Raw genomic sequence first — 23,244 nt, 5'->3', positions numbered from 1 at the left:
CGCCGTGAACACCCTCACCCGCGTCCTCAACCGGCTCCGGCGTCCGCTGCACATCCGGCTTGTCGGCCCCGCCCACCAGACCGCCGCCGCCCTGCACGGCGTCGCGCAGATGGTCGACCGCCGCCCCGACATGGACGGCCGGCGCATCCGCATCGACCTGACCATCCGCGAGACGCCGCTGGAGGAATGGCGATGACCGCCCGCATCGAATCCGCGGTACGCCTGGTGATCCTGCTCGCCATCGGCACCATGGCCGGCGCCGCCGCCTTCACCCACGTCCACGACCTGTCCGTCGCCCACGGCCAACCACACTGGATCGGCTGGGCCAACGCCGTAGCGGTCGAGCTGATGGCCATCTACCTCGGCCTAGAGATCCGCGCCCGACGGCGTAACGGCCGTCCCGTCGGCCTGGTCGGCTCGCTCCTGGTGGCGTTCGCGCTGCTCTCCCTCGCCGCCCAGGTCGCCGAAGCCGAACCGTCGGTGTGGGGCTGGATCGTGGCGGCGGTGCCATCGCTGGCCTTCCTCGCCCTGGTGAAGGTCGTCCTCTCCAACGCCCCGATCACCCCACCGACCGTCGAGCAGCACCAGCCGACCGCGTACCGGTCCGGGGAACCTGAGCAGACCGCCGACGTCGAACCGGCCCGCCCGGCCGACCCGACGCCGTCCGTCGTTCCGGCGGTGCTGCCGCCCCGTGCCGTCCAGCCCAACCGCCCGCATGTCGTCGGGATCATCCGATGACCGCTGCGACCCTGCCCGGCCTCGAATCCGCCCCGACCCCGGCTGCACCACCTCGGCCGGGGTCGCGGGCGGCCCGCATGGCACTGCCCCGCTCGGTCGACGTGCTCAAAGAGATCGCCGCCGAGTACGGCGTCTGCGTCCGCCCCCTCGCGATGCGGCGCACCGATCTGAACACCGGCCTGACCGAGGTCATCGACCTGCCCTGCGGCGCGACCCGCGAAGACAAGTGCGGGCCGTGCGCGAAGAAGAACCGCCGCCTGCGGCAGGCACAGATCCGGGAAGGCTGGCACCGCGACGACGAACCCCTACCCCCACCGGAACCGGCGACCGAGGAACAGAAGGCGCTGATCCTGCTGCGCGGGCACCTGGAGTTCTCCCGCGACGAGGCATCCCGAGCCAGCCAGTGGGACCAGGTCGACGACCTCGACGAGGCCATCCGCGAAGTCGAAGAAGCGATCACGGCCGAAGGACTCCGGGGCCGAGTCGCCCCACCGCACTCGACCGGCGACGACGACCAGGGCGACGAGGACACCGGCCGCCGCCGGAAGCGCTCTACCCGCCGTCGACAGGATGCCCCCGAGCTACCTCGGCGCAAGGTCGAGCGGCGCACCGTCGGCCGCACCTACACTGCGCCGGACGGCACCGCCTACCGGCCGTCGATGTGGCTCACGCTCACCCTCGACTCCTACGGCCCGGTCCGCCCCGACGGCACCCCGCTCAACCCCGACCGGTACGACTACCGCCGCGCCGCCTGGGACGCCGTCCACTTCCCCCGGCTGCTGGACCGGTTCTGGCAGAACCTGCGCCGCTGTGAGGGCTGGAACGTCCAGTACGCCGGCTGCGTCGAGCCCCAACGCCGACTCGCCCCACACGCCCACTTCGCCATCCGAGGCACCATCCCCCGCGACGTGCTCCGCACCGTGGCGGCGGCGACGTACCACCAGGTGTGGTGGCCCTCGGTCGACGTGCAGCGGTACACCCTCGACCGGCTCCCGGTCTGGGACGAGCAGGCTTCGACGTGGGTCGACCCGGAGACCCGCGCGCCGCTGACCACCTGGACGGAAGCCCTCGACGCCATCGACGCCGACCACGACGCGGAACCGGTGCACGTCGTGCGCTTCGGCTCACAGGTCGACGCACGCGGCGTCATGCCCGGCACCGACGACGCCGAACGCACCATCCGCTACGTCACGAAGTACATCACCAAACACACCGGCGACGTCCACAAGATCACCAGCAGCAGGCAGCGCACACACCTGGACCGACTGTGGCAGGAACTCCAGGTCACCCCGTGCACCGAACGCTGCGCGAACTGGCTGCTCTACGGCATCCAGCCCCGCAAGGCGAACGCGAAACTCAAGCCCGGCCGCTGCAAGGGCAAAGTCCACCAACGAGACACCCTCGGCGTCGGCGGCCGACGCATCCTCATCTCCCGCGACTGGTCCGGCAAAACCCTGAGCGACCACAAACATGACGTACGCGCCTGGGTACGCGCACTACTCGGCGTCAGCGTCGGCCTCGATGGCGTCGACGACCAGGGCGCCACCGTCGAACCCGTCCACCACGCCTGGGAACTCGCCCGTCCCGACGATCCCGACGTGGGTCCGCTGTCGCACCGGCTCCTGCGGGCCATCGGCGAACGTGCCCGCTGGCGCTCCGAACTCCTCGCCGCCAAGGACCGGGCCGCCCAGGGGCCGCCAGACCTTTCGGCAACTCAGCAGGACGCGCAGCACATGGGGGAGGAGTCGCGATGAATGAGGAACTGTTGACCGTGCCGGAAGTGCTCGCCGAACTGCGCGTGTCGCGCTCCACCTGGTTCTACTGGCGACAGACGGGCAAGGGACCACGGGTGATCAAGCTCCCGAACGGTCAGCTGCGGGTCCGCCGGTCGGCGCTCGGTCGGTGGCTCGGTGACCTGGAGCAGGACGCCGCGTGAAGAGTTACGAGGTCCAGATCTGGGAGATCACCAAACGCGCCGACCGGAAGTCTCGACCCTGGCGGGTGCGCTGGGCAGTCAGCGGCCAGCGCTTCGAGGACATGTTCCGTACCAAGGCGCTGGCGCACTCGTTCCGCGCCGAGCTGGTCCAGGCGGCCAACGCGGGGGAGCCCTTCGACCCGGCCACCGGCCGCCCGGTCTCCGAGGCCAGAACCAAGAACCCCACCACCTGGTACGCGCACAGCCGCGCGTACGTCGAGATGAAGTGGCCTCGGGCGGCGGCCAAGACCCGGCGGTCGATCGTCGAAGCGCTTACCTCGATCACGGTCACCCTCACTCGCCCAGCGAAGCGGGGCCGACCCGATGGCGCCCTGCTCCGCGAAGCGCTCTACCTCTACGGCCTCAACCCGCGCCGCTGGTCCGACGAGATCCCGGCCGACCACGCGGCGGCGCTCTCCTGGCTCGACACCGCCTCCCTCCCCGTCGTCGAGCTGGACTCACCCGCCGTGGTCCGCCGCGTCCTCGACAGCCTCTGCGTACGCCTCGACGGCAAGCCCGCTGCTGCCTCCACCGTCCAGCGCAAGCGCGCGACCTTCTACAACGCCCTCGGATACGCCGTCGAACTGGAGCTGATCGACTCCAACCCGGTCGACCGCGTCCAGTGGACCGCCCCCGAGGTCGCGCAGTCCATCGACCGCCGGGTGGTGGCGAGCCCTGCCCAGGTCGCCGCGCTGCTGGAGGCGGTGAAATCTCTCGGCAAACGCGCCGACAAGGTCACCGCCTTCTTCGGCTGCCTCTACTACGCGGGCATGCGCCCCTCCGAGGCCGCCGACCTCCGGCGCGACGACTGCGACCTCTCCGGCCGCTGCGCCGACTGCGGTAACGACTTTGACGACCTGGCAGCCGTCAAGCCCTCCCGATCCTGCGATCACCAGAAGATCGAATACCGCTGGGGCCGCCTGGTCCTCGCCGGTACCTCCCCGCGCGCCGGCTCCCACTGGACCGATGACGGCGGCTCCCACGAGCGGCGCGGACTCAAGCACCGGGGGAGGGCCGAGACTCGTACGGTCCCGATCCCGCCTCGCCTCGTCGAGCTGCTCTGCGCTCACGTCGAGAATCACGGCGTTGGTCCGGATGGTCGCTTCTTCCGGGGCCTACACGGCGGCCCGCTCTCCGAGTCGGTCTATGACCGGTGGTGGAAGCTCGCCCGTGACAAGGCCCTGACCGAAGCCCAGGCCGCCTCGCCCCTCGCCCGCCGTCCGTACGACCTCCGCCACGCGGCGGCCTCACTCTGGTTGAACGCTGGCGTCCCACCGACCGAGGTCGCCAGACGCCTGGGCCACGGCGTAGCCGTCCTGCTCCGCGTCTACGCCAACTGCATCGACGGCGGCGACGACACCATAAACGACAAGATCGGCGACGCGCTCCGATGATCTGGCTCCTTGCTTCGATGCCACCCTGAACCCCTATTGTCCCAATGTGCCGCTTTATCCAACTGGCGGCGCAAGCCGGATTGTCGTAACGTTGTGCGTCCTTCGTGTGGCGTTCCGCGATTATGGGTGGATTCCAAATGCCTGGTCTAAGTGACGGCTTCGAGCATTATCTTGTTCCGGACGCCGAGGCGGTCAAGTTCACCATCACCAAAGGGCTCGTCGTGCTCGACAGTAATGTTCTGCTCGAACTGTACCGATTCGCGGCGCCGGCGAGGAACGATCTCTTTGATGTGCTCGAGCGGATTGGTGAACGGCTTTGGATTCCGCACCAAGTCCGCCTCGAATTCCACAGGAATCGGCTCAATGTCATGTCAAATCAAGAGGAGAGTTACCAAGAAGTATTAAAGACGATTGACGAGGTGCGCCAGTCTCAGTCTGCTGTGGTTTCAAGGATTAGGGAGTTGGCTAAGCGAGTTCTCCTTCCTACTGAGGCGCGCGATGAGTTGCTGCAACTGGTCTCGCGAGGGTTGGATGACGCTGAGCGGGTAATGACAGAACTGCGCTCGGCGCACGGTTCGTCGAGCGGCTTTGCTCAGGACCCGATTCTTGAAAGGCTGCAACGTCTCTTTGCTGGACGTGTTGGAGAGCCGCTGGAGCCAGGAGAGTTGGACGCTGTCCGCGAAGAAGCCGTGCGGCGAGTCGAAGCGCAGGAGCCTCCGGGTTATAAAGATGGCGGGAAAAGCGATCCCGCTGGCGATTATCTTGTCTGGTATCAAACCTTACAAGAGGCGGCGATGCGTAAGCTGCCTCTGCTCTTCGTGACGAGAGACGCGAAGGAAGATTGGTTTCTCCGCTTGAAAGGGCAGACGATCTGCGGTCACCCGAGCTTGATCGCTGAAGCGCGGGAGGTGGCGGGAGTTCCCGCGATCATCATGCAGACCCAATCGCTGTTACATCATGCGCGGTCCTTTCTCGAGACGGATGTCAGCGAGGAAACTATTCGCCAGGCCGAAGATTCTGCCGTTCAGGCGTCGAGGGCTGCCACCCGGGCAATCTTTGTCCAGGCGCCGTTATTAGAAACTATGGCCGAACTAGCGTCTCGCCAGATTGATGATCTCCGTTCCGAAAGCGAGCGCTTGCAGCGGGCGATCGATATGTTCGTGTACGAGTTGGAGGGCCGATATAAAGAGGGCAAAGGTAGGGAGTTGCACCAGCGGCGCCTTGAGGATCTGCGTGCACAGGCCGAGGAGGTGGCGGTAGAGCTAGCGGATCTTCAAGCGGCGATGGTTGTTTTGCGTTCAAATAGTCATTCAACACTGAAGGACTCGGTCCGTTTGAGCTGGCGCGGGCGGCCTTCTCGAACCCGCATGCTGTCGCTTGCAAAGTCCGCAAAGCGTCAAGTTGAGATGCTTCAAGACTGGTCCCTGGGGCTGGCTAGTGCCGTCACTCGCGGAGTGGTCGAAGCGAGCGGTGGGGCTGTATCCGTCGGGTCCTGGGTTGTTCATAGCGAGCACGGCAGGGCAAGAGTGGCCGATATCCGGCAACCAGGCGATGAGGGTGATGAAGCGCAGGTCGAACTGCTCTTCCCCGATGGGACCACAGCGTGGGTGAAGTGCGGCGAGCTGCGTGCTGATGGATACTCCGGTCCCGAGACATCGGAGTGACGGAGCAGAAGCGAGACCATGTCCCACGCGGCGCTGGCCGAGTTCCCGAGGGACGCGAGGAGCGGATGTGGGCGTATGGTGGGCGCTTAACGTGCTGGAGCGATCTGCTTAGAGACTGTCGGGTAACCGGATCGCTACGTGGTGATAAGTCGTTCGGCGTTGATGCGTCGGGCGGTTGAGCGGTCGGTGGCATTGGTCCAGCGGACCGCCTGCCCGGCCAGACGTATCGTCATGAGTCGAATCATCGCGACCTTGATCATGGCTTCGGAGTTGGGCGTCAGTCGTTCGTAGTCGCGGGCCAGGCGCCGGTTGCGTACCAGCCAGCCGAGCGTCCTCTCCACGACCCATCGGCGCGGTAGGACCTTGAAGCCCTTGACGTCGTCGGTGCGTTTGACGATCTCCAGCAGGATGCCGAGCTGGTTCTTCGCCCAGGTCAGCAGGGTGGAGTCGATGCTGTTGGCGTAGCCGCCGTCGGCCCACACGAGAGCGATGGTGGTGAACGCCTCGGCCAGCCGCGTCAGGATCCGCCGGCCACCGGGGCGGTCGTTGACGGAGGCGGAGGTGACCACCACGACCAGGATCAGCCCCATCGTGTCGACGACCAGGTGCCGCTTACGGCCGGTGGTCTTCTTGCCCATGTCAAACCCGCGAGACTCGCCACCCTCACTGGATTTGATCGACTGGGCGTCCAGCACTGCGGCGGTCGGCTCCGGCTCCCGACCGGCCGCCACTCTCACCCGCTGGCGAAGCTCGTCGTGAACCCGGTCCCACGTGCCGTTCTTCCGCCACGTCGTGAACCAGCGATGCGCCGCGTCCGCAGGTGCCAGATCACGCGGCATCATCCGCCACGGACAACCCGACCGCAGCACGTAGAAGATCGAGTCCAGGACCAACCGATCGTCATACACCCGAGGACGGCCGCCTTTACGCAGGTCACGCACCGGCATCAGCGGCGCGAGGACCGCCCACATCGCATCGGTCAGACTCGACGGATAGCATGAGCGGACGTCATCCCCGCCGCGATCTTTGTTGCACACACATCAAGATCATGGCGGGGATGACCTATTTGTCGAGCACCCCACATCGACACGTCTCGCCATCACCCATCGAATCAGACCGGTTACCCGACAGTCTCTTAGAGGAGAGCCGCAGGTCGCGGCCTGCATCGGCTCTAGATTCCGGACGCCCTGTAAATCCGTCGCGAAAGCTTCAGAGGTTCGAATCCTCTACCCGCCACCAGGTGGGAGAACGGTCCCTGACCAGCAGAGATGCTGATCAGGGGCCGTTGTCGTTGATCTAGCCGAGTCCCGGCTGAGTCCAGCCCGTAGCAACTCGCCGTGGGCATATGGCAACGTCTTCGCCGTCAGCACGCCTGGACCCTCGACGACCTCGCGGTGCCGTACGGTGACCGACATGACGCGGACCGCCGCTCTGCGTGATCTGCTTAAAAACGGCCGGGACTGCGACCCCCCACGGCTGGAGGCGATCGCCGCCGAACTCGTCCTACCCGTGGCTGACGTCCTCGTGGTCGCGGGCCACCCGGTACCGGGGGACCTGCTGCCGCCTGACCGCGATAAGACCGTCATGCGGGCGTTCGCCTACCGTGTGACCTACTGCGACCACCCTCAGCTGGCGGCGCTGCGTGAGTTCCTGCTCGCCATGCCGGATGAAGGCGCGGCGCCCGAGCCTCGGCCGGCTCGCGATCCGGCCGACCCGGACCCGTTCCCGGCCGTCCTGCACGGTCTTATGCGTAACCGCGGCTTCGGGGTGCGGGAGTTCCCGTTCGTCGGTCTGTCGACCAGCACCATCAGAGGCATGCTGGGCGGAGCATGGCACCGGCTCTCCCAGCTGCGGGCCGTGGCCGGTCCACTGGGCTGGAGCACGGAAGACCTGGCCACCTTGGCTGGCGAGCCGCTGCAACCCCTCGAATACGGTCCGATGTTCTGTAACCACGTCGGCGCGGTATTCCTGGCCGCCGTCCCCCGCACCACCGATCAACTGGTGCAAGCCGCCCGTGAGGCGGACCGGTTGAGCGCGCGCGAGGACCACGGAGCATGGCAACCAGTATCCGAGGGCACCTACGACTGCCCGGACGCGTAGGCGTGCCTATCGAACACGCTCCGAGGGCGGCCCATTGTGGGCGTGGGCAGATGGTGGGCGGTCGAGCGCCACAGGGCTGGCCGTCGGGGTGAAACCCCAGCTCAGGCCAGCTGCGCCCGGCAAGATCACGGATGCCCTGTAAGTCCGTCGCGAAAGCTTCAGAGGTTCGAATCCTCTACCCGCCACCAGGTGCGACAACGGCCCCTGACCAGCAGAGATGCTGATCAGGGGCCGTTCTCGTTGATCAGAGACGACGGGCACTTTGATAGCCCGCAGTACAGTGTCGGCCGCATGTGCGAAGGCCACCGAGAAGCCTCAACTGGCCCGGTCAGTTGGGCAGGCCACCAGGCCCGCATTCAGGGGGCTGCGTGACCACTCGGCTCATCCGGGCGATGGCGGGTGCCCTTGTCGGGGTCCTTGCCATCACCGGCTGCAGCACCCTCTTCGCGGCTTCTGACCAACTCGGCGACGACGTGTTCGTCCAGCCGGGCAGCTACGGTTGGGGCGGCTCCTTCGATGTCGGCCATCGGCTCACCGACGGCGTCACGATCGTGCGGATCGAGCAGGGGCCAGTGACGATCAACAGCATCGAACCGGTCATGCAGGGTGACTCGGTCCGTCTCCTTGGTGTCCAGGGGCGGGTACTTAGCGCCTCCCGAGGAGCCCCGGTGGTCGACTCCGAAGGCTGGCCGCCGAAGCATCCTGACCTCGACGGTGCGGAGGACCTGGAGCGGCTTGTCGTTCCTGCCCCTGGCACCGCGGATCGGGTCGACCATCCCGACGGCAGGGTCTATATCGAGATCCTGGTCGGCTACGAGTTCGTCGGTGCAGGCCGCACGGTGCGTCGCGGAATGAACGTCGCCTACGAACTCAACGGCCAGCAGCGGCACGTCTTTCTGCCCAGCTACATGGCGGTCTGTGCGCCCGCGACCGTGCAGTGCCAACACGAGGACGAGAACGGGCCGGTTCCGCTCGACACGTCATCGCCCTGACGGCCATTTCGACGCCGGAAGACGGGGTGAGGGCACTGTCGCTCAGGGCCCGATGTCGGCCGAGCCGGCCTCGCTCTCGACGAGGCGGCGCGCTTCGGCACGTACCTCGGCGTCGACCGGCGTCACGTCGCTTCCGGTGAACTGGGCGATCTCGTACGCGTCGTCGAGGCGGACCAGTCGGTGCATGAGCGGCGCCCCGTCGAGGGTGACGCATTGGTGCGCCCACCCGGTCAGCTCCGAGGGCGTGATCGTTGCGGCGAGGAGCCGTCGCGCCATGACCCGAGCGGCGGCCTCTTCGCCCTGCGGGCTGTGCTCCGGGTAAACGGCCAACCCGAGTTCCTCCAGTGCGCCCGGCAGCCAACGTCGTACGTCGTCGTTGTCGCCGCCCCTGGTCGAGGAGAGCCCCGCCAGGATCCGGAGGGTCGGGCTGTCCACGCCTGCCACGAGGCAGTCGCAGGCGGCCTCGATCACCTCGGCGGCGGTGCGGGATCCGACGCTCCAGAAGGTGGCGGCCTCCTGGAGGTTGGCACGTGCGTCCTCGGCGCGCATCGCTTCATGGTCGTGCCGACCCGTACGCGAGTCCACGCCTTATCGAAGTACGGAATAGGCGCACCGAATCCGCTCAATAGTGCAGGAGTCGTTCAATGGGCCCCGAGTCCGCCGGACCAGGGTCGGTTGGCGGTGTCAGGGCAGGCGGAATTTCCGTCCGCTGCCAGGTCGATGAGGACCCCGAATGTCCTCGACAGCGGCAGCGGATACCCGACACCCCTCTTCGCCGCGCCGGTGAGCAGCACCTTCGTGCAGGTTGGCACGATTCGGCCATCCATGGGGGTGACTGCGATGGTGTGTTCGGCCTACTCTGGGTTCGTGCAGCTCGACAGCGTGCCGTTCGCCCTCGCCGGGTGGGCGGCGGGCTGGCGGTGCTCTACCTGGTGATCCGGCTGGCTGTCCGGCACGCGATGGAGGACGCGGACCGGCGCAGGGCGGAAGAGCGGTCACAGACGCGGGGTGACTGATCGCTCACGATGGCGTGATTGGAGGTCTTCCGCCATTCCGCATTATCCGGTCAAAAGTATTCTTCGCCATTGTCCACTAGATCCGCTACGCCGCCTAAGTAGGGAATGGGTGGTTGGTGTCTTCTTCTCTAGTGGCAACGGCACTGCCAGCGCTGACCTGCCCGGACGTTGTACGGCACGGGTACGTACGTGCCGTGCCGGACGACAACCGGACCAACATCAGGTCTGTGAACTTTCCACCGGCGGACTCGCTGTGGCACCATCGTGGGACCTCCATCGCGTTCCCATCACCCCACTCAGGAGCACAGATGTCTGCTCGACGTTTGGGCCGGCTACTCGGCTCCCTCTTGCTGGTTACCGGCCTGGTTCTCGCGACGAGCACGGTCGCGGAGTTCGATGTCAGGGCGAATGGTCTCGAGTGGAACATGCCGACTCTAGGGTCGCTGATCCCCTGACGGGACTTCCCGCGTCCGGGCACCTCCGGGATCCGCTGAGTTCAGGCCGCTAGGGGAGCCATGACGCCTCGCCCCCGCCCCATCCGACGGCGGACGGAGTACGCCTGGCTGGTCACCGGGCCGTTGGCGCTCGGTGCTGTCGTCTTCTCGCTGATCCTCGGGCTGACGACGTCCCCCGCCCTGGGGGACTGGCCGATGACGTTGCTGCTCACGGCGGCGATGGTGGCCGCCGCGCTGCCGACCATCAACGTCGTGGTGCGGCGTCAGGCGCTCGCCGCCACGCCGACCGAGATCCCGCTGGTCGTCGCCCTCTATCTGCTGCCACCGCTGTCGGTGGTGCTGGCGTACACGGCCGCCGCCATCGTGGTGCAGATCCGGCGCAAGCTGCTGCCGGCGAAGTTCTGGTTCAACGTCGCGCTCGCGGCGATAGCGACATCGTTGGCGACCGTGGTCTACCACGTGTTGCCGCAACCGGGTGGCGTCGGCCCGGGTACCTGGGCGGTGCTGACCGCCGCCGTGGGTACGCACACCCTCGTCGCGCTGGCCGCCGTGGTCGCGGTGGTCTCCGTGGTGCAGGGCTGGCAGGCCGGGCGGGAGATGCTGCGGGCAGCGCCGCCGATGCTGCTCGCGGTCACGATCAACCTCGCCATCGGCTTGGTGATCATCATCGCGCTGGAGGGCACACCCTGGGCGGTGTTCCTCTTCGCCGGTCTGGGCATCGCCTTCGCCCTGGTCTACGGCTCGTACGCGCAGTTCTTCCGGCAGCACCGCACGGTCGCCGAGATGTACGAGTTCACCAAGGGGATCACCGAGAGCGGCCCGGACGGCAACCTCATCGACGCCCTGCTGGTCCGGATCCGCAGCCTGATGCAGGCGGAGTCCGCCACCCTCTGGTTGCCGGCTCAGGGCCGCCACCCGGAGGTGCTGCTGACCGCCCAGGAGGGCAAGCCCGGCCTGTTGGACTCCACGCACAGCCCGGCCGCGTTGCGGGACGTCGCGGTGGCCCGGCAGGAGACCGTGGCGGTCAGCAGTCGGCTGGGCGGCGACGACCCGGAGCTGCGCGACACGCTGGAGTCGACCTCGGTCAAGGACGTGATCGTGGTGCCGCTGCGCTCCGGCAAGGCGGTCATCGGCACCCTTGAGGTGACCAACCGGCTCGGCGACACCAACTCGTTCCGGGCTGCGGACGTGACGGTCTTCGAGACGGTCGCCGCGCATGCGGCGGTCGCGCTGGAGAACTCGCGCTTGGTCGACCGGCTGCGGCACGACGCGTACCACGACGGGCTCACCAAGCTGCCCAACCGTCGCCGGATCCTCGGGGCGCTGACCGAGGCGGTCCGGATCCGGGCGCCCGGCGAGGTGGTGGCGCTGCTGCTCTTCGACGTCGACCGCCTGCGCCAGGTCAACGAGTCCCTCGGGCACGCCGCGGGGGACAAGGTCCTGGTCGAGGTCGCCGACCGGCTGCGTGGATGCGTACCCTCGGCGGCCCTGGTCGGTCGGGCCGGCGGCGACGAGTTCCTGGTGACGCTGCGTCTGGAGAGCGCCGAGGCGGCGGTGGAACTCGCCGGCCAACTGCGCGAGCAGATCCGGGACGAGATGGTCTTCGACGCCCTCACGCTGGACGTGGACACCGCCGTCGGCGTGGTGGTGCATCCGGATCACGGCAGCGACCCGGCGACGCTGCTGCAACGGGTGGATGTGGCGGCGTCGGCCGCGAAGTCGGTCCCGGGCAGCGTGCAGCTCTACACGCCGGCCCTGGAGTCGCGTGCGCTGCACCGGCTGGGTCTCGCCGGTGACCTGCGGAGCGCCCTGGACAACGGCGACCTGGAGATCTATTACCAGCCGAAGGTGACGCTGCGCGACCGGCGCCTGGTGGGGGTGGAGTGCCTGGCCCGGTGGGAACACCCCACCCACGGCACGGTCGCCCCGCAGGACTTCGTCGCGGTGGCCGAGCACACCGGCCAGCTCGGCCGGCTCACCGAGTTCGTGCTGCGGGAGGGGCTGCGCCACAGCCGCGACTGGGCGCACGGCGGCCAGTCGCTCGCCGTCGCGGTCAACATCTCCGCGCGTACGCTGAACGACCAGCACTTCCCGGAGCGGGTACGCGAGCTGCTGGCCGAGTACGACGTACCGGCGCAGTTGCTGACCCTGGAGATCGAGGAGGCCGGGGTGCTGGACGGCACCGACCGGCCCATCCCGACCCTGCGCCGCCTGCGGGACCTCGGCGTACGGCTCTCGGTCGACGACTTCGGCACCGGCAGTTCCTCGCTGGCCCACCTGCGCCGGTTGCCGGTGCACGAGGTGAAGGTGGACCACTCCTTCGTCCAGGGCATGGCGACCGATCCCGGCGACCTGGCCATCGTCAACGCCGTGGTGACCCTCTCCCAACAGTTCGGCCTGACCGTGGTGGCCGAGGGGGTGGAGAGCGAACTGACCCTGGAACTGCTCCAGGACATCGGCTGCGAGATCGGCCAGGGATTCCTGTTCAGCCGCCCGTTGCCGTACGAGCGGCTGGAGGCCTGGTTCGGCGCCCAGGTCGACCCGGAATCGATCACCGACAACGAGCTGCCGCGCCTGCGAGTGGTGCCCTGAGCTGGGTGTGCGACGTCCCTGGGGATCCGATTTCACCAGCGCGGTGGGGCCGTGTACTCTTACCTCTGCGCGGCCACCGAGTGATCGCGCAGGCCCCCTTAGCTCAGTCGGCAGAGCGTCTCCATGGTAAGGAGAAGGTCTACGGTTCGATTCCGTAAGGGGGCTCAGAGGGTCCGGCTGGGCCCACCACGGCGGTGTAGCTCAGATGGTAGAGCAAGCGGCTCATAATCGCTGTGTCGCCGGTTCAAGTCCGGCCACCGCTACTCTCGTCCGTCCGGAGCATTCCGGCGGTCGGTGGAACGGGCGCCATGGGCGCCCGCTTTGCGTGTCCGCCCTGGTGGCGCGTACGCTGTAGCGCTGTAGTTGTATCCGTTAGCGAGGAAGGCACTCCGCCGTGGCGAAGGCGACCGATGTCCGGCCGAAGATCACTTTGGCGTGTGTGGAGTGCAAGGAGCGCAACTACATCACGCGCAAGAACCGCCGTAACGACCCGGACCGCATCGAGCTGAAGAAGTTCTGCCCCCGGGACGGTCGGCACACCGTCCACCGCGAGACCCGCTGATCCGTCCGGGCTACTCGGCCCGGATCGACGCGTACCACGATCGCCGGTTCGTGCGGCGGCGCGGCCCTGGGCCGACGTCGACCGCTCGGATCGGCGATCGTGCGTTGCGTGTAGGTTCGCGGCATGTCCCTGGACCACTCCTTCGTCGGCCGCAGTTTCCCGCCGACCGCCCCCTACCAGGTGGGCCGCGAGAAGATCCGTGAGTTCGCGACGGCGATCGGGGCCACCGATCCCGCCTACCACGACCCGGAGGCGGCCCGAGCCCTCGGCCATCCCGACGTGGTCGCGCCACCGACCTTCCCCGTGGTGATCACCATGGCCGCCAGCCGCCAGATCGTCGAGGACCCGGCCCTCGGCGTCGACTACAGCCGGGTCGTCCACGGCGACCAGCGGTTCGCGTACACCCGCCCGGTCGCGGCCGGCGACGAGCTGGTCTGCGTCAACTTCGTGGAGGACATCACCAGCCGGGGTGGCCACGAGTTCCTGACCACCCGGACCGAGGTCAGCACGACCGCCGGCGAGCCGGTGGTCACGGTCTGGTCCAAGCTCGTCGTACGCGGGGAGGCCTGACATGGAGCTGACCACCCAGACGTTCCGAGTGACCCGGGCGGACCTGGTCCGCTACGCCGGCGCCTCGGGCGACTTCAATCCGATCCACTGGAACGACCGGTTCGCCACCAAGGTGGGACTGCCGGGGGTGATCGCGCACGGCATGTTCACCATGGCGCTGGTCGGCCGGGCCGTCACCGCCTGGGCCGGTGGACCCGACGCGGTGGTCGACTACAACGTCCGGTTCACCCGCCCGGTGGTGGTGCCGGACGACGAGCAGGGCACCGAGATCGTGGTGACCGCGGTGGTCCGCGAGGTCACCGAGGAGGGCCTGACCAGGCTCGACATCACCGCCACCTGTCAGGGCGAGAAGGTGTTGTCGCAGGCCCGGGCAATCGTGCGGACGGCCGGCTGATCGGCACCGCCCACCACGATCGGCAGACCGGTTGGGAAAGTCGGGTCGGTACCCGTACACTGGTCCGCCGTGGGGCAAGTGACTCCTGCCTGGTCGTGTGACCTGGTGGGACGAGCGTTGCCGTACAGGGGTGTAGCTCAATTGGCAGAGCAGCGGTCTCCAAAACCGCAGGCTGCAGGTTCAAGTCCTGTCACCCCTGCGCCTCAGGCCTGACCGTTCCGTGGGTCGCGTCATCAATCGGTGGCGTGCGGCCCGTGGTGGTGGCATCGATGGAGAGGTTCCGAGGCATCGGGGCCCCTCCGGTTGATCCGCCGGCCGCGGCCCGTCCCGGGACGGTTGGTCCGGCCGGCGTGACCAGCGCCGCGTACGCGCGTACCGCGTGCGACCCCGACATCCCGCGACGGAGGGCGAAGTGGCCGACAACAAGCGGCGCGGCGAGGACGCCGACGACGACCGCCTGAACGACGAGGTGGTCAACGACGGTGACGGTGCCGACGACGACGCCACCGACGCGGACGAGCCGGTAACGCGGGGCGGCACCGCCACCCGTGAGCGGGCCAAGGCGGATTCCGCCGACAGCCGGTCGAAGACGCGGGCCGATGCCGAGAAGGTGGGCCTGTTCGGCCGCGTCGCGCGTTTCGTCCGCGAGGTCGTGGCCGAACTGCGTAAGGTCATCTGGCCGACGCGCAAGGAGCTGCTGACCTACACGGCCGTGGTGGTCGCATTCGTCGCGATGATGCTGACGATCGTGGCCGGCCTTGACTACGCCTTCGCGAAGGGCGTGTTGTGGGTCTTCGGCAACCCCAGCTGACCGGCTGACTGTGCCGATAGTGACGGAAGTGAGCAAGCGTGCCTGAGTACGACGAGACCGCCGAGACCCCGGACGAGCAGTCCACGGTGGCGACGGCGGCGAACGACGAGTCGGTCGAGGCCGCCAGCGAGCCGGAGTTCGCGACCACGGAGCCCGCACCCGACGAGGACTACGACCCGGTCGCGGAGCTGCGGCAGAAGCTGCGCTACGCGCCGGGCGACTGGTACGTGGTGCACTCGTACGCCGGCTATGAGAACAAGGTCAAGACCAACCTCGAGACCCGGATCACGTCCCTCGACATGGAGGACTACATCTACCAGGTCGAGGTGCCGACCCGGGAAGAGGTCGAGGTCAAGAACGGCAAGCGGTCCCAGGTCCAGGCCAAGGTCTTCCCGGGCTACATCCTGGTCCGGATGGAGCTGACCGCCGAGTCCTACTCCTGCGTGCGCAACACGCCGGGGGTGACCGGCTTCGTGGGTGCCACGGACCGGGCCGACCGTCCGGCCCCGTTGAGCCTCGACGAGGTGCTGAAGTGGCTGGCGCCGTCCGTCGAGACCGAGCAGAAGAAGGCCAAGCCGGAGATCAAGGTCCTCGACTTCGAGGTCGGCGACTCGGTGACGGTCACCGACGGCGCCTTCGCGTCGCTGCCGGCCACGATCAGTGAGATCAACGCCGACCAGCAGAAGCTCAAGGTGCTGGTGTCGATCTTCGGCCGGGAGACGCCGGTGGAGCTGAACTTCAACCAGGTCGCCAAGATCTGATCGCATCGACCGTCGGCGACGGCCCAGGGGGTCGTCGCCGACGGTCGACGTCGTTCATCTGGTCCGTCCCGTCCCGTCGGGGAACCTCTGTGGGCGGGTGGATTCCGACCTGCGCTACCCTAGAACGTCGCCGCCGTCCCACACGCGCTGACCGTGCGCGCTCGACGGCGACGTCGGTGCGAACAATTCCCAGTTCCAAGCCCCAGGAAGTGACATGCCTCCGAAGAAGAAGCTCGTCAAGACGTTCACGCTTCAGCTGCCGGCGGGCCAGGCCACCCCGGCGCCGCCGGTGGGCCCCGCGCTCGGTCAGCACGGCGTGAACATCATGGAGTTCTGCAAGTCCTACAACGCGCAGACCGAGTCGCAGCGGGGCGATGTCGTCCCCGCCGAGATCAGCGTGTACGAGGACCGGTCCTTCACCTTCGTGCTGAAGACCCCGCCCGCCGCCCGGCTGCTGATCAAGGCCGCTGGTGTGGCGAAGGGCTCGGGCGTCCCGCACACCCAGAAGGTCGGCTCGGTGACCCGCGCCCAGCTGCGTGAGATCGCCGAGAAGAAGATGGCCGACCTCAACGCCAACGACCTCGACCAGGCTGAGAAGATCATCGCCGGCACCGCCCGGTCGATGGGCCTGAACGTCACCGACTGATCTCGGTCACCAGCGACCCGTACGGATCGTGGGAGGGCGCGCGAGCACCGCGGGCCCGCCAGAAACCACAGGAGTAGACAGAAATGCAGCGCAGCAAGAGCTACCGCAAGGCCGCCGAGGTCATCGACCGGTCCAAGCTCTACACCCCCGCCGAGGCCGTGAAGCTGGCCAAGGAGACGACCAACGTCAAGTTCGACGCCACGGTCGAGGTCGCCATGCGCCTCGGCGTCGACCCCCGCAAGGCGGACCAGATGGTCCGCGGCACGGTCAACCTGCCGCACGGCACCGGTAAGACCGCCCGCGTGATCGTCTTCGCCGCCGGCGCGAAGGCCGAGGAGGCCGTCGCCGCCGGTGCCGACGAGGTGGGTACCGACGAGCTGGTCGCCCGGATCCAGGGCGGTTGGTTGGACTTCGACGCGGCCATCGCCACGCCGGACCAGATGGCCAAGATCGGCCGGATCGCGCGGATCCTGGGCCCGCGCGGTCTGATGCCGAACCCGAAGACCGGCACGGTGACCATGGACGTCACCAAGGCGGTCGCGGACATCAAGGGCGGCAAGATCACCTTCCGGGTGGACAAGCACTCCAACCTGCACCTGATCATCGGCAAGGCCTCGTTCTCGGAGACCCAGCTGGTGGACAACTACGTGGCGGTCCTGGACGAGGTGCTGCGGGCCAAGCCGTCCGCGGCGAAGGGTAAGTACCTCAAGAAGGTCACCCTCACCACGACCATGGGCCCGGGTGTGCCGATCGACCCGAACCTGGTGAAGAACCTGCAGGAGGGCTCGGCCGACAGCTGAGCAGGACGACGCCTCGAAGGGGCCCCGCCACGGTCGTGGCGGGGCCCCTTCGCCGTGACCGACGTGGCAAGTCACCGACCATCGTGGTGAGGCGGCCCGACTTCCTGGTGCCCGGCAGTGGACCGTCGACGCTCAGACGGTGACCGAGGGCCGTGGGCCGGTGCGGAGGCCACCGTCGTGGTGGAGGTGACGGTCCCGGCTGCCGGCGTCGCCGACGCCGTGCGCCGGCTGCGCGCCGACGGTCACCGCGTCCTCCGGGTACGCGGACACGACGCCTCGACGCCGGTCACCGGACCTGTGGCCGGGGCGGCGTCCGGGGTGCGGTGATCGCGTTGGTCCGGTTCCGGCTTGCGGGCTTCCTGCGTACCGGACGGGCGCTGGCACCGGTCCTGGCCGGCCTGCTCGCGTGGGGCATCCGCTACGGCGGTGGCCGCGCCGAGCCGACGTTCACCGTCCGTGGTGACCGAGCGCACTCCGGGGCGATTTGGCGGCTACCGGGAGTAGGGCGTAACCTTGGCCGCGAAGTTCCACCCAGAGACCGCTGGTCACCGTGCTCCGGCACGGTCGAAGGTCCGCGAAGACGGGCGACCCGCGTAGGGCGGCAAGCGAAAACTGGCTGTGTCCCGTGGTCCGCCGACTGCGATGATCTCCGCCGACCTCGCCCCGTGCGCCCTGCGCCGGGGCTTTTCTGTTGCCGCGATGCCTCCGTCCCCGTCGCAGGCGCCTGTCTGCGACGGTGACCAGCCTCGAGTAACGAGAGAGGAGGGACATGGCGGACAAGCCGATCCGGGCCGACAAGGCCTCGGCCGTTGCTGAGCTGACGGAGAACTTCCGCAGCGCGGGTGCCACCGTGCTGACCGAGTACCGCGGTCTGACGGTTTCCCAGCTCACCCAGCTGCGGCGCTCGCTCGGCAAGGAGACCACCTACACCGTCGCCAAGAACACGCTTGCCAAGCGTGCTGCGGCAGACGCGGGTATCTCCGGCCTCGACGAGCTGTTCACCGGTCCTACCGCGCTGACTTTCGTTTCGGGCGACGTCGTCGAGGCGGCGAAGGGGCTTCGCGACTTCGCGAAGTCCAACCCGAAGCTCGTCATCAAGGGCGGCGTCTTCGAGGGCAAGGCCATTTCCGCGGCCGAGGTCACGAAGCTCGCCGACCTGGAGTCCCGTGAGGTGCTGCTGGCCAAGCTGGCCGGCGCGATGAAGGGCAACCTGAGCAAGGCCGCGGCCCTGTTCCAGGCCCCGCTGTCGAAGACCGCCCGTCTGGCGGCCGCCCTGCAGGACAAGAAGCGTGAGCAGGAGGGCGCCGAGGCGGCCTGAGGCCGCGCGGCGCACCCACGTTCTTAGTTAACCATTCAGAAAGGACGCCAGATATGGCGAAGCTCAGCACCGAAGAGCTGCTCGACGCGTTCAAGGAGATGACGCTGATCGAGCTCTCCGAGTTCGTGAAGCAGTTCGAGGAGACCTTCGAGGTCACCGCCGCCGCCCCGGTCGCGGTGGCTGCGGGCCCGGCCCAGGGTGGCGCTGCCGCCGAGGCCGAGCCGGAGAAGGACGAGTTCGACGTCATCCTCGACGCCGACGGTGGCAAGAAGATCCAGGTCATCAAGGTCGTGCGTGAGCTGACCGGCCTGGGCCTCAAGGAGGCCAAGGACCTGGTCGAGGCCGCGCCGAAGGCGATCCTCGAGAAGGTCAACAAGGAGGCCGCCGACAAGGCCAAGGCCAAGCTGGAGGGCGAGGGCGCCAAGGTCACCCTCAAGTGACCTGAGCCTCACCCGGGCGTCCCGGCTCACGTGAGCCGGCGCACACCCACATCGCGGCGGGCGACGATCCGGATCCCGGATCGGCGCCCGCTGTGTGGTTTAACTGCCCGGAACCGGTCATGAGCAGGGCGTGCGCATCGCGGCGGGCGCGGGCCCGAACGGCAGTGGTTTCGCCCGTGGGTGGGAAAGACCGTCGGATGGCGGCACCGGGCCTTGACGCGACCATGGCCTCCCAGGCACGCTGACATCAGCAAGACCTTCCGCGCTTGCGACGGCCACCGGCTGGGTATGAAGCGGCAGCACCACCGCCGCAGACATCTGGGCGGCCCGGCAGGAACGTTGCGTTCCGAGCGGCCCGGTGTGACCCCTTTCCGGGGTCCCGAGGCTCGTTCCGCAACTTCTTGCGGGGTGGGCTGGACAGCGGTTAGCCTCTCGGCTACACTGCTAGTTTGCGCTGCCTTCCGATTTGACCCCTGCTCGGAAATGTCCGTTTGTGGATATTTTCTGGTGGGGTCATTGGAGTGCACGCGTACCAGCCGTTCTGCAGCACCGGTCCTCGGAAGGACGCATCTTGGCAGCTTCCCGCCCTGCGAAGACCAGTCGTACGTCGAGCGCATTCGCTCCCCGCCGAGTTTCCTTCGGTCGGATCACCGAACACCTCGAGGTCCCCAACCTCCTTGCCATTCAGAACGAGTCCTTCGACTGGCTCGTCGGCAACGAGGGTTGGCAGGGCCGGTCGGCGGACGACCCGCACGCACGCTCGGGTCTCGCGGAAATCCTCGACGAGATCAGTCCCATTGAGGACTTTTCTGGCACCATGTCGCTTTCCTTCTCGGCACCGCGCTTCGACGAGGTCAAGGCCTCGATCGAGGAGTGCAAGGAGAAGGACCTGACCTACTGCGCGCCGCTCTTCGTGACCGCGGAGTTCACCAACAACACCACCGGCGAGATCAAGAGCCAGACGGTGTTCATGGGTGACTTCCCGATGATGACGCCGAAGGGCACCTTCATCATCAACGGCACCGAGCGCGTCGTGGTCAGCCAGCTCGTCCGCTCGCCGGGCGTCTACTTCGACAAGCAGCCGGACAAGACCTCCGACCGCGACCTCTCCAGCGTCAAGGTCATCCCCAGCCGGGGTGCCTGGCTGGAGTTCGACATCGACAAGCGCGACACGGTCGGCGTACGCATCGACCGTAAGCGTCGGCAGGCCGTCACGGTCCTGCTCAAGGCCGTCGGATGGTCGGCCGAGCGGATCCGCGAGAAGTTCGGCTGGTCCGAGCTGATGATGACCACGCTCGAGAAGGACCACATCGCCGGTCAGGACGAGGCGCTACTCGACATCTACCGGAAGTTGCGCCCTGGCGAGCCGCCGACCCGCGAGAACGCCCAGACCCTGCTCGACAACCTCTTCTTCAACCCGAAGCGGTACGACGTCGCCAAGGTCGGTCGGTACAAGTTCAACAAGAAGCTCGAAGTGAGCGTGCCGATCACCACCGGCACGCTGACCGAGGACGACATCGTCGCCACCGTGGAGTACCTCTGCCGGCTGCACGCCGGTGAGGAGGGCTACGAGGCCGACGACATCGACCACTTCGGCAACCGGCGCCTGCGTACCGTGGGCGAGCTGATCCAGAACCAGGTTCGGGTCGGTCTGTCCCGGATGGAGCGGGTCGTCCGCGAGCGGATGACGACTCAGGACGTCGAGGCGATCACGCCGCAGACCCTGATCAACATCCGCCCGGTGGTCGCCGCGATCCGGGAGTTCTTCGGCACCTCGCAGCTGTCCCAGTTCATGGACCAGACCAACCCGCTGGCGGGCCTGACCCACCGGCGGCGGCTGAGCGCGCTCGGTCCGGGTGGTCTGTCCCGGGAGCGGGCCGGCTTCGAGGTCCGCGACGTGCACCCGTCCCACTACGGCCGGATGTGCCCGATCGAGACGCCGGAAGGCCCGAACATCGGTCTGATCGGCGCGCTGTCCACCTTCGCCCGGGTCAACCCGTTCGGCTTCATCGAGACGCCGTACCGGAAGGTCGTCGACGGTCGGGTCACCGACCAGATCGACTACCTGACCGCGGACGAGGAGGACCGGTTCGTCAAGGCGCAGGCCAACGCGCCGCTGCGGGCCGACGGCACGTTCGCCGAGGACCGCGTCCTGGTCCGCCGTAAGGGCGGCGAGACCGAGGACGTCGCGCCGGGCGCGGTGGACTACATGGACGTGTCGCCGCGGCAGATGACCTCGGTCGCGACCGCGATGATCCCGTTCCTGGAGCACGACGACGCGAACCGGGCCCTGATGGGCGCCAACATGCAGCGTCAGGCGGTCCCGCTGGTCAAGGCGGAGTCGCCGCTGGTCGGCACCGGCATGGAGTACCGTGCCGCGGTCGACGCCGGTGACGTAGTGGTGGCCGAGGTCGGTGGCGTGGTCGAGGACCTCTGCGCCGACTACATCACCGTCCACCAGGACGACGGCCACCGCCGGACCTACCTGCTGCACAAGTTCCGTCGCTCCAACGCCGGCTCCTGCGTGAACCAGAAGCCGGTGGTCTTCGAGGGTGACCGGGTCGAGGCCGGCCAGGTCGTCGCCGACGGGCCGTGCACCGACGAAGGCGAGATGGCGCTCGGGCGCAACCTGCTCGTGGCGTTCATGTGCTGGGAGGGTCACAACTACGAGGACGCGATCATCCTGTCGCAGCGCCTCGTGCAGCAGGACGTGCTCACCTCGATCCACATCGAGGAGCACGAGGTCGACGCGCGGGACACCAAGCTCGGCCCGGAGGAGATCACCCGCGACATCCCGAACGTCAGCGAGGAGATGCTCGCCGACCTCGACGAGCGCGGGATCATCCGGATCGGTGCCGAGGTCGTACCCGGCGACATCCTGGTCGGCAAGGTCACCCCCAAGGGCGAGACCGAGCTGACTCCGGAGGAGCGTCTGCTCCGCGCGATCTTCGGTGAGAAGGCGCGTGAGGTCCGGGACACCTCGCTGAAGGTGCCGCACGGTGAGACCGGCACGGTCATCGGCGTGCGTACCTTCTCCCGCGAGGACGGCGACGAGTTGCCGCCGGGCGTCAACGAGCTGGTCCGGGTCTACGTCGCCCAGAAGCGGAAGATCCAGGACGGCGACAAGCTCGCCGGCCGACACGGCAACAAGGGCGTCATCTCCAAGATCCTGCCGGTCGAGGACATGCCGTTCCTGGAGGACGGCACCCCGGTCGACATCGTGCTGAACCCGCTGGGTGTGCCGAGCCGGATGAACATCGGCCAGGTACTCGAGACCCACCTGGGCTGGGTTGCCAAGACCGGTTGGAAGGTCGACGGCGACGACGCGGAGTGGAAGCGTCAGCTCCAGGGGATCGGTGCGGACGTGTCCGACCCGGACACCAACGTGGCCACGCCGGTCTTCGACGGTGCCCGCGAGGAGGAGATCTCCGGTCTGCTCGCGTCGACCCTGCCCAACCGGGACGGCAAGCAGCTGATCGGTGCCAGCGGCAAGGCACAGCTGTTCGACGGTCGCTCCGGCGAGCCGCTGCCGGACCCGATCGCGGTCGGCTACATCTACATCCTGAAGCTCAACCACCTGGTCGACGACAAGATCCACGCACGGTCGACCGGTCCGTACTCGATGATCACGCAGCAGCCGCTGGGTGGTAAGGCGCAGTTCGGTGGCCAGCGCTTCGGTGAGATGGAGTGCTGGGCGATGCAGGCCTACGGTGCCGCGTACGCCCTGCAGGAGCTGCTGACGATCAAGTCCGACGACGTCCTGGGCCGGGTCAAGGTCTACGAGGCGATCGTCAAGGGCGAGAACATCCCCGAGCCGGGCATCCCCGAGTCGTTCAAGGTGCTGCTCAAGGAGCTGCAGTCGCTGTGCCTCAATGTCGAGGTGCTCTCCAGCGACGGTGTGGCCCTGGAGATGCGCGAGACCGACGACGAGGTCTTCCGGGCCGCGGAGGAGCTGGGTATCGATCTTTCCCGGCGCGAGCCGAGCTCGGTCGAGGAAGTGTGACGTTGCGGTCCGG

At 67.8% G+C, this 23,244-nt stretch carries 21 protein-coding genes, 3 tRNA genes and 1 pseudogene; 22 read left to right on the top strand and 3 right to left on the bottom strand.

Annotated features, from left to right (window positions below):
- The first annotated feature begins 4 nt into the window (after positions 1–4).
- The 6 genes from ACWDVW_RS00825 to ACWDVW_RS00800 all read left to right on the top strand — a co-directional run bounded on the left by ACWDVW_RS00825 (position 5) and on the right by ACWDVW_RS00800 (position 5,771).
- Positions 5–196 carry a hypothetical protein gene (locus tag ACWDVW_RS00825; RefSeq protein WP_449943098.1) on the top strand — a complete coding sequence of 64 codons (192 nt, stop codon included), beginning with the start codon at positions 5–7 and terminating at the stop codon, positions 194–196.
- Positions 193–738, top strand: coding sequence for a DUF2637 domain-containing protein (locus tag ACWDVW_RS00820; RefSeq protein WP_449943095.1), 546 nt, complete (start codon positions 193–195; stop codon positions 736–738). Before ACWDVW_RS00825 ends, ACWDVW_RS00820 begins: the two co-directional genes overlap by 4 nt.
- The gene (locus ACWDVW_RS00815; protein ID WP_449943093.1) at positions 735–2,492 is read left to right on the top strand and encodes a replication initiator; all 1,758 of its coding nucleotides are present in this window, start codon (positions 735–737) and stop codon (positions 2,490–2,492) included. The genes ACWDVW_RS00820 and ACWDVW_RS00815 overlap by 4 nt, the downstream gene beginning before the upstream one ends.
- Complete coding sequence (locus tag ACWDVW_RS00810) at positions 2,489–2,674, top strand: helix-turn-helix transcriptional regulator (RefSeq protein ID WP_126711246.1); 186 nt, start codon at positions 2,489–2,491, stop codon at positions 2,672–2,674. Before ACWDVW_RS00815 ends, ACWDVW_RS00810 begins: the two co-directional genes overlap by 4 nt.
- A complete protein-coding gene (locus tag ACWDVW_RS00805) occupies positions 2,671–4,107 on the top strand; it encodes a tyrosine-type recombinase/integrase (protein ID WP_449943089.1) in 1,437 nt (478 codons plus the stop codon). The genes ACWDVW_RS00810 and ACWDVW_RS00805 overlap by 4 nt, the downstream gene beginning before the upstream one ends.
- A gap of 137 nt (positions 4,108–4,244) precedes the next feature.
- Positions 4,245–5,771, top strand: coding sequence for a PIN-like domain-containing protein (locus tag ACWDVW_RS00800; RefSeq protein WP_449943086.1), 1,527 nt, complete (start codon positions 4,245–4,247; stop codon positions 5,769–5,771).
- Positions 5,772–5,986: 215 nt separating this feature from the next.
- Here ACWDVW_RS00800 and ACWDVW_RS00795 read toward each other — a convergent pair.
- Positions 5,987–6,808: pseudogene (locus ACWDVW_RS00795) on the bottom strand (IS5 family transposase); the annotation flags it as partial.
- Between the two features lie 367 nt (positions 6,809–7,175).
- Here ACWDVW_RS00795 and ACWDVW_RS00790 point away from each other — a divergent pair.
- A complete protein-coding gene (locus ACWDVW_RS00790; RefSeq protein ID WP_449943083.1) occupies positions 7,176–7,871 on the top strand; it encodes a hypothetical protein in 696 nt (231 codons plus the stop codon).
- A 368-nt stretch (positions 7,872–8,239) separates the two neighbouring features.
- Entirely contained in the window at positions 8,240–8,863 is a 624-nt protein-coding gene (locus ACWDVW_RS00785) for a hypothetical protein (RefSeq protein WP_449943080.1), read from the top strand.
- Between the two features lie 42 nt (positions 8,864–8,905).
- Here ACWDVW_RS00785 and ACWDVW_RS00780 read toward each other — a convergent pair whose 3' ends face one another.
- Positions 8,906–9,412: a hypothetical protein gene (locus ACWDVW_RS00780; RefSeq protein ID WP_449943078.1), complete on the bottom strand. Its 507-nt coding sequence runs from the start codon at positions 9,410–9,412 to the stop codon at positions 8,906–8,908.
- A 982-nt stretch (positions 9,413–10,394) separates the two neighbouring features.
- Between ACWDVW_RS00780 and ACWDVW_RS00775 the strand changes: the two genes are divergently transcribed.
- From ACWDVW_RS00775 to rplA, 11 genes are all read left to right on the top strand, one after another.
- Entirely contained in the window at positions 10,395–12,926 is a 2,532-nt protein-coding gene (locus ACWDVW_RS00775) for a putative bifunctional diguanylate cyclase/phosphodiesterase (RefSeq protein ID WP_449943076.1), read from the top strand.
- Positions 12,927–13,018: 92 nt separating this feature from the next.
- Positions 13,019–13,091 (top strand) — tRNA-Thr (locus ACWDVW_RS00770).
- Between the two features lie 25 nt (positions 13,092–13,116).
- Positions 13,117–13,189: transfer RNA gene (locus tag ACWDVW_RS00765), tRNA-Met, on the top strand.
- Between the two features lie 131 nt (positions 13,190–13,320).
- Positions 13,321–13,488, top strand: a complete 168-nt coding sequence (rpmG, locus tag ACWDVW_RS00760; RefSeq protein WP_007073056.1) for a 50S ribosomal protein L33 — start codon at positions 13,321–13,323, stop codon at positions 13,486–13,488.
- 123 nt (positions 13,489–13,611) lie between these two features.
- Entirely contained in the window at positions 13,612–14,058 is a 447-nt protein-coding gene (locus ACWDVW_RS00755; protein WP_350692903.1) for a MaoC family dehydratase N-terminal domain-containing protein, read from the top strand.
- Position 14,059: 1 nt separating this feature from the next.
- On the top strand, positions 14,060–14,452 hold the full coding sequence (locus tag ACWDVW_RS00750; protein WP_449943072.1) for a MaoC family dehydratase: 393 nt from the start codon (positions 14,060–14,062) through the stop codon (positions 14,450–14,452).
- Between the two features lie 126 nt (positions 14,453–14,578).
- Positions 14,579–14,651 (top strand) — tRNA-Trp (locus ACWDVW_RS00745).
- A gap of 213 nt (positions 14,652–14,864) precedes the next feature.
- On the top strand, positions 14,865–15,263 hold the full coding sequence (secE, locus tag ACWDVW_RS00740) for a preprotein translocase subunit SecE (RefSeq protein WP_449943069.1): 399 nt from the start codon (positions 14,865–14,867) through the stop codon (positions 15,261–15,263).
- 38 nt (positions 15,264–15,301) lie between these two features.
- Positions 15,302–16,024, top strand: coding sequence for a transcription termination/antitermination protein NusG (gene nusG, locus ACWDVW_RS00735; protein WP_131052801.1), 723 nt, complete (start codon positions 15,302–15,304; stop codon positions 16,022–16,024).
- A gap of 214 nt (positions 16,025–16,238) precedes the next feature.
- Positions 16,239–16,670, top strand: a complete 432-nt coding sequence (gene rplK / locus ACWDVW_RS00730) for a 50S ribosomal protein L11 (RefSeq protein ID WP_131052802.1) — start codon at positions 16,239–16,241, stop codon at positions 16,668–16,670.
- An 83-nt stretch (positions 16,671–16,753) separates the two neighbouring features.
- The gene (gene rplA, locus ACWDVW_RS00725; RefSeq protein ID WP_131052803.1) at positions 16,754–17,470 is read left to right on the top strand and encodes a 50S ribosomal protein L1; all 717 of its coding nucleotides are present in this window, start codon (positions 16,754–16,756) and stop codon (positions 17,468–17,470) included.
- Between the two features lie 132 nt (positions 17,471–17,602).
- On the opposite strand, the gene ACWDVW_RS00720 is transcribed toward rplA, so the two are convergent.
- Positions 17,603–17,740 carry a hypothetical protein gene (locus tag ACWDVW_RS00720; RefSeq protein ID WP_449943063.1) on the bottom strand — a complete coding sequence of 46 codons (138 nt, stop codon included), beginning with the start codon at positions 17,738–17,740 and terminating at the stop codon, positions 17,603–17,605.
- Between the two features lie 499 nt (positions 17,741–18,239).
- Here ACWDVW_RS00720 and rplJ point away from each other — a divergent pair, with 499 nt between their 5' ends.
- From rplJ to rpoB, 3 genes are all read left to right on the top strand, one after another.
- Positions 18,240–18,788: a 50S ribosomal protein L10 gene (rplJ, locus tag ACWDVW_RS00715; RefSeq protein ID WP_131054310.1), complete on the top strand. Its 549-nt coding sequence runs from the start codon at positions 18,240–18,242 to the stop codon at positions 18,786–18,788.
- Between the two features lie 53 nt (positions 18,789–18,841).
- Complete coding sequence (rplL, locus tag ACWDVW_RS00710) at positions 18,842–19,228, top strand: 50S ribosomal protein L7/L12 (protein WP_449943060.1); 387 nt, start codon at positions 18,842–18,844, stop codon at positions 19,226–19,228.
- Positions 19,229–19,799: 571 nt separating this feature from the next.
- Entirely contained in the window at positions 19,800–23,231 is a 3,432-nt protein-coding gene (gene rpoB, locus ACWDVW_RS00705) for a DNA-directed RNA polymerase subunit beta (RefSeq protein WP_449943057.1), read from the top strand.
- Positions 23,232–23,244: the final 13 nt, after the last annotated feature.

Source organism: Micromonospora sp. NPDC003241 (assembly GCF_053589795.1).
The sequence above is the reverse complement of the archived record's forward strand: the minus strand, read 5'-3'. Positions and strand labels throughout refer to the sequence as shown.

Bases quoted from the DNA above. Each gene is read 5' to 3' on its own strand.
- ACWDVW_RS00820 (WP_449943095.1), top strand. From the start codon at position 193: ATGACCGCCCGCATCGAATCCGCGGTACGCCTGGTGATCCTGCTCGCC.
- ACWDVW_RS00815 (WP_449943093.1), top strand. From the start codon at position 735: ATGACCGCTGCGACCCTGCCCGGCCTCGAATCCGCCCCGACCCCGGCT.
- ACWDVW_RS00810 (WP_126711246.1), top strand. From the start codon at position 2,489: ATGAATGAGGAACTGTTGACCGTGCCGGAAGTGCTCGCCGAACTGCGC.
- ACWDVW_RS00800 (WP_449943086.1), top strand. From the start codon at position 4,245: ATGCCTGGTCTAAGTGACGGCTTCGAGCATTATCTTGTTCCGGACGCC.
- ACWDVW_RS00780 (WP_449943078.1), bottom strand. From the start codon at position 9,412: ATGCGCGCCGAGGACGCACGTGCCAACCTCCAGGAGGCCGCCACCTTC.
- ACWDVW_RS00775 (WP_449943076.1), top strand. From the start codon at position 10,395: ATGACGCCTCGCCCCCGCCCCATCCGACGGCGGACGGAGTACGCCTGG.
- ACWDVW_RS00755 (WP_350692903.1), top strand. From the start codon at position 13,612: ATGTCCCTGGACCACTCCTTCGTCGGCCGCAGTTTCCCGCCGACCGCC.
- ACWDVW_RS00750 (WP_449943072.1), top strand. From the start codon at position 14,060: ATGGAGCTGACCACCCAGACGTTCCGAGTGACCCGGGCGGACCTGGTC.
- rplK (WP_131052802.1), top strand. From the start codon at position 16,239: ATGCCTCCGAAGAAGAAGCTCGTCAAGACGTTCACGCTTCAGCTGCCG.
- rplA (WP_131052803.1), top strand. From the start codon at position 16,754: ATGCAGCGCAGCAAGAGCTACCGCAAGGCCGCCGAGGTCATCGACCGG.
- rplJ (WP_131054310.1), top strand. From the start codon at position 18,240: ATGGCGGACAAGCCGATCCGGGCCGACAAGGCCTCGGCCGTTGCTGAG.
- rplL (WP_449943060.1), top strand. From the start codon at position 18,842: ATGGCGAAGCTCAGCACCGAAGAGCTGCTCGACGCGTTCAAGGAGATG.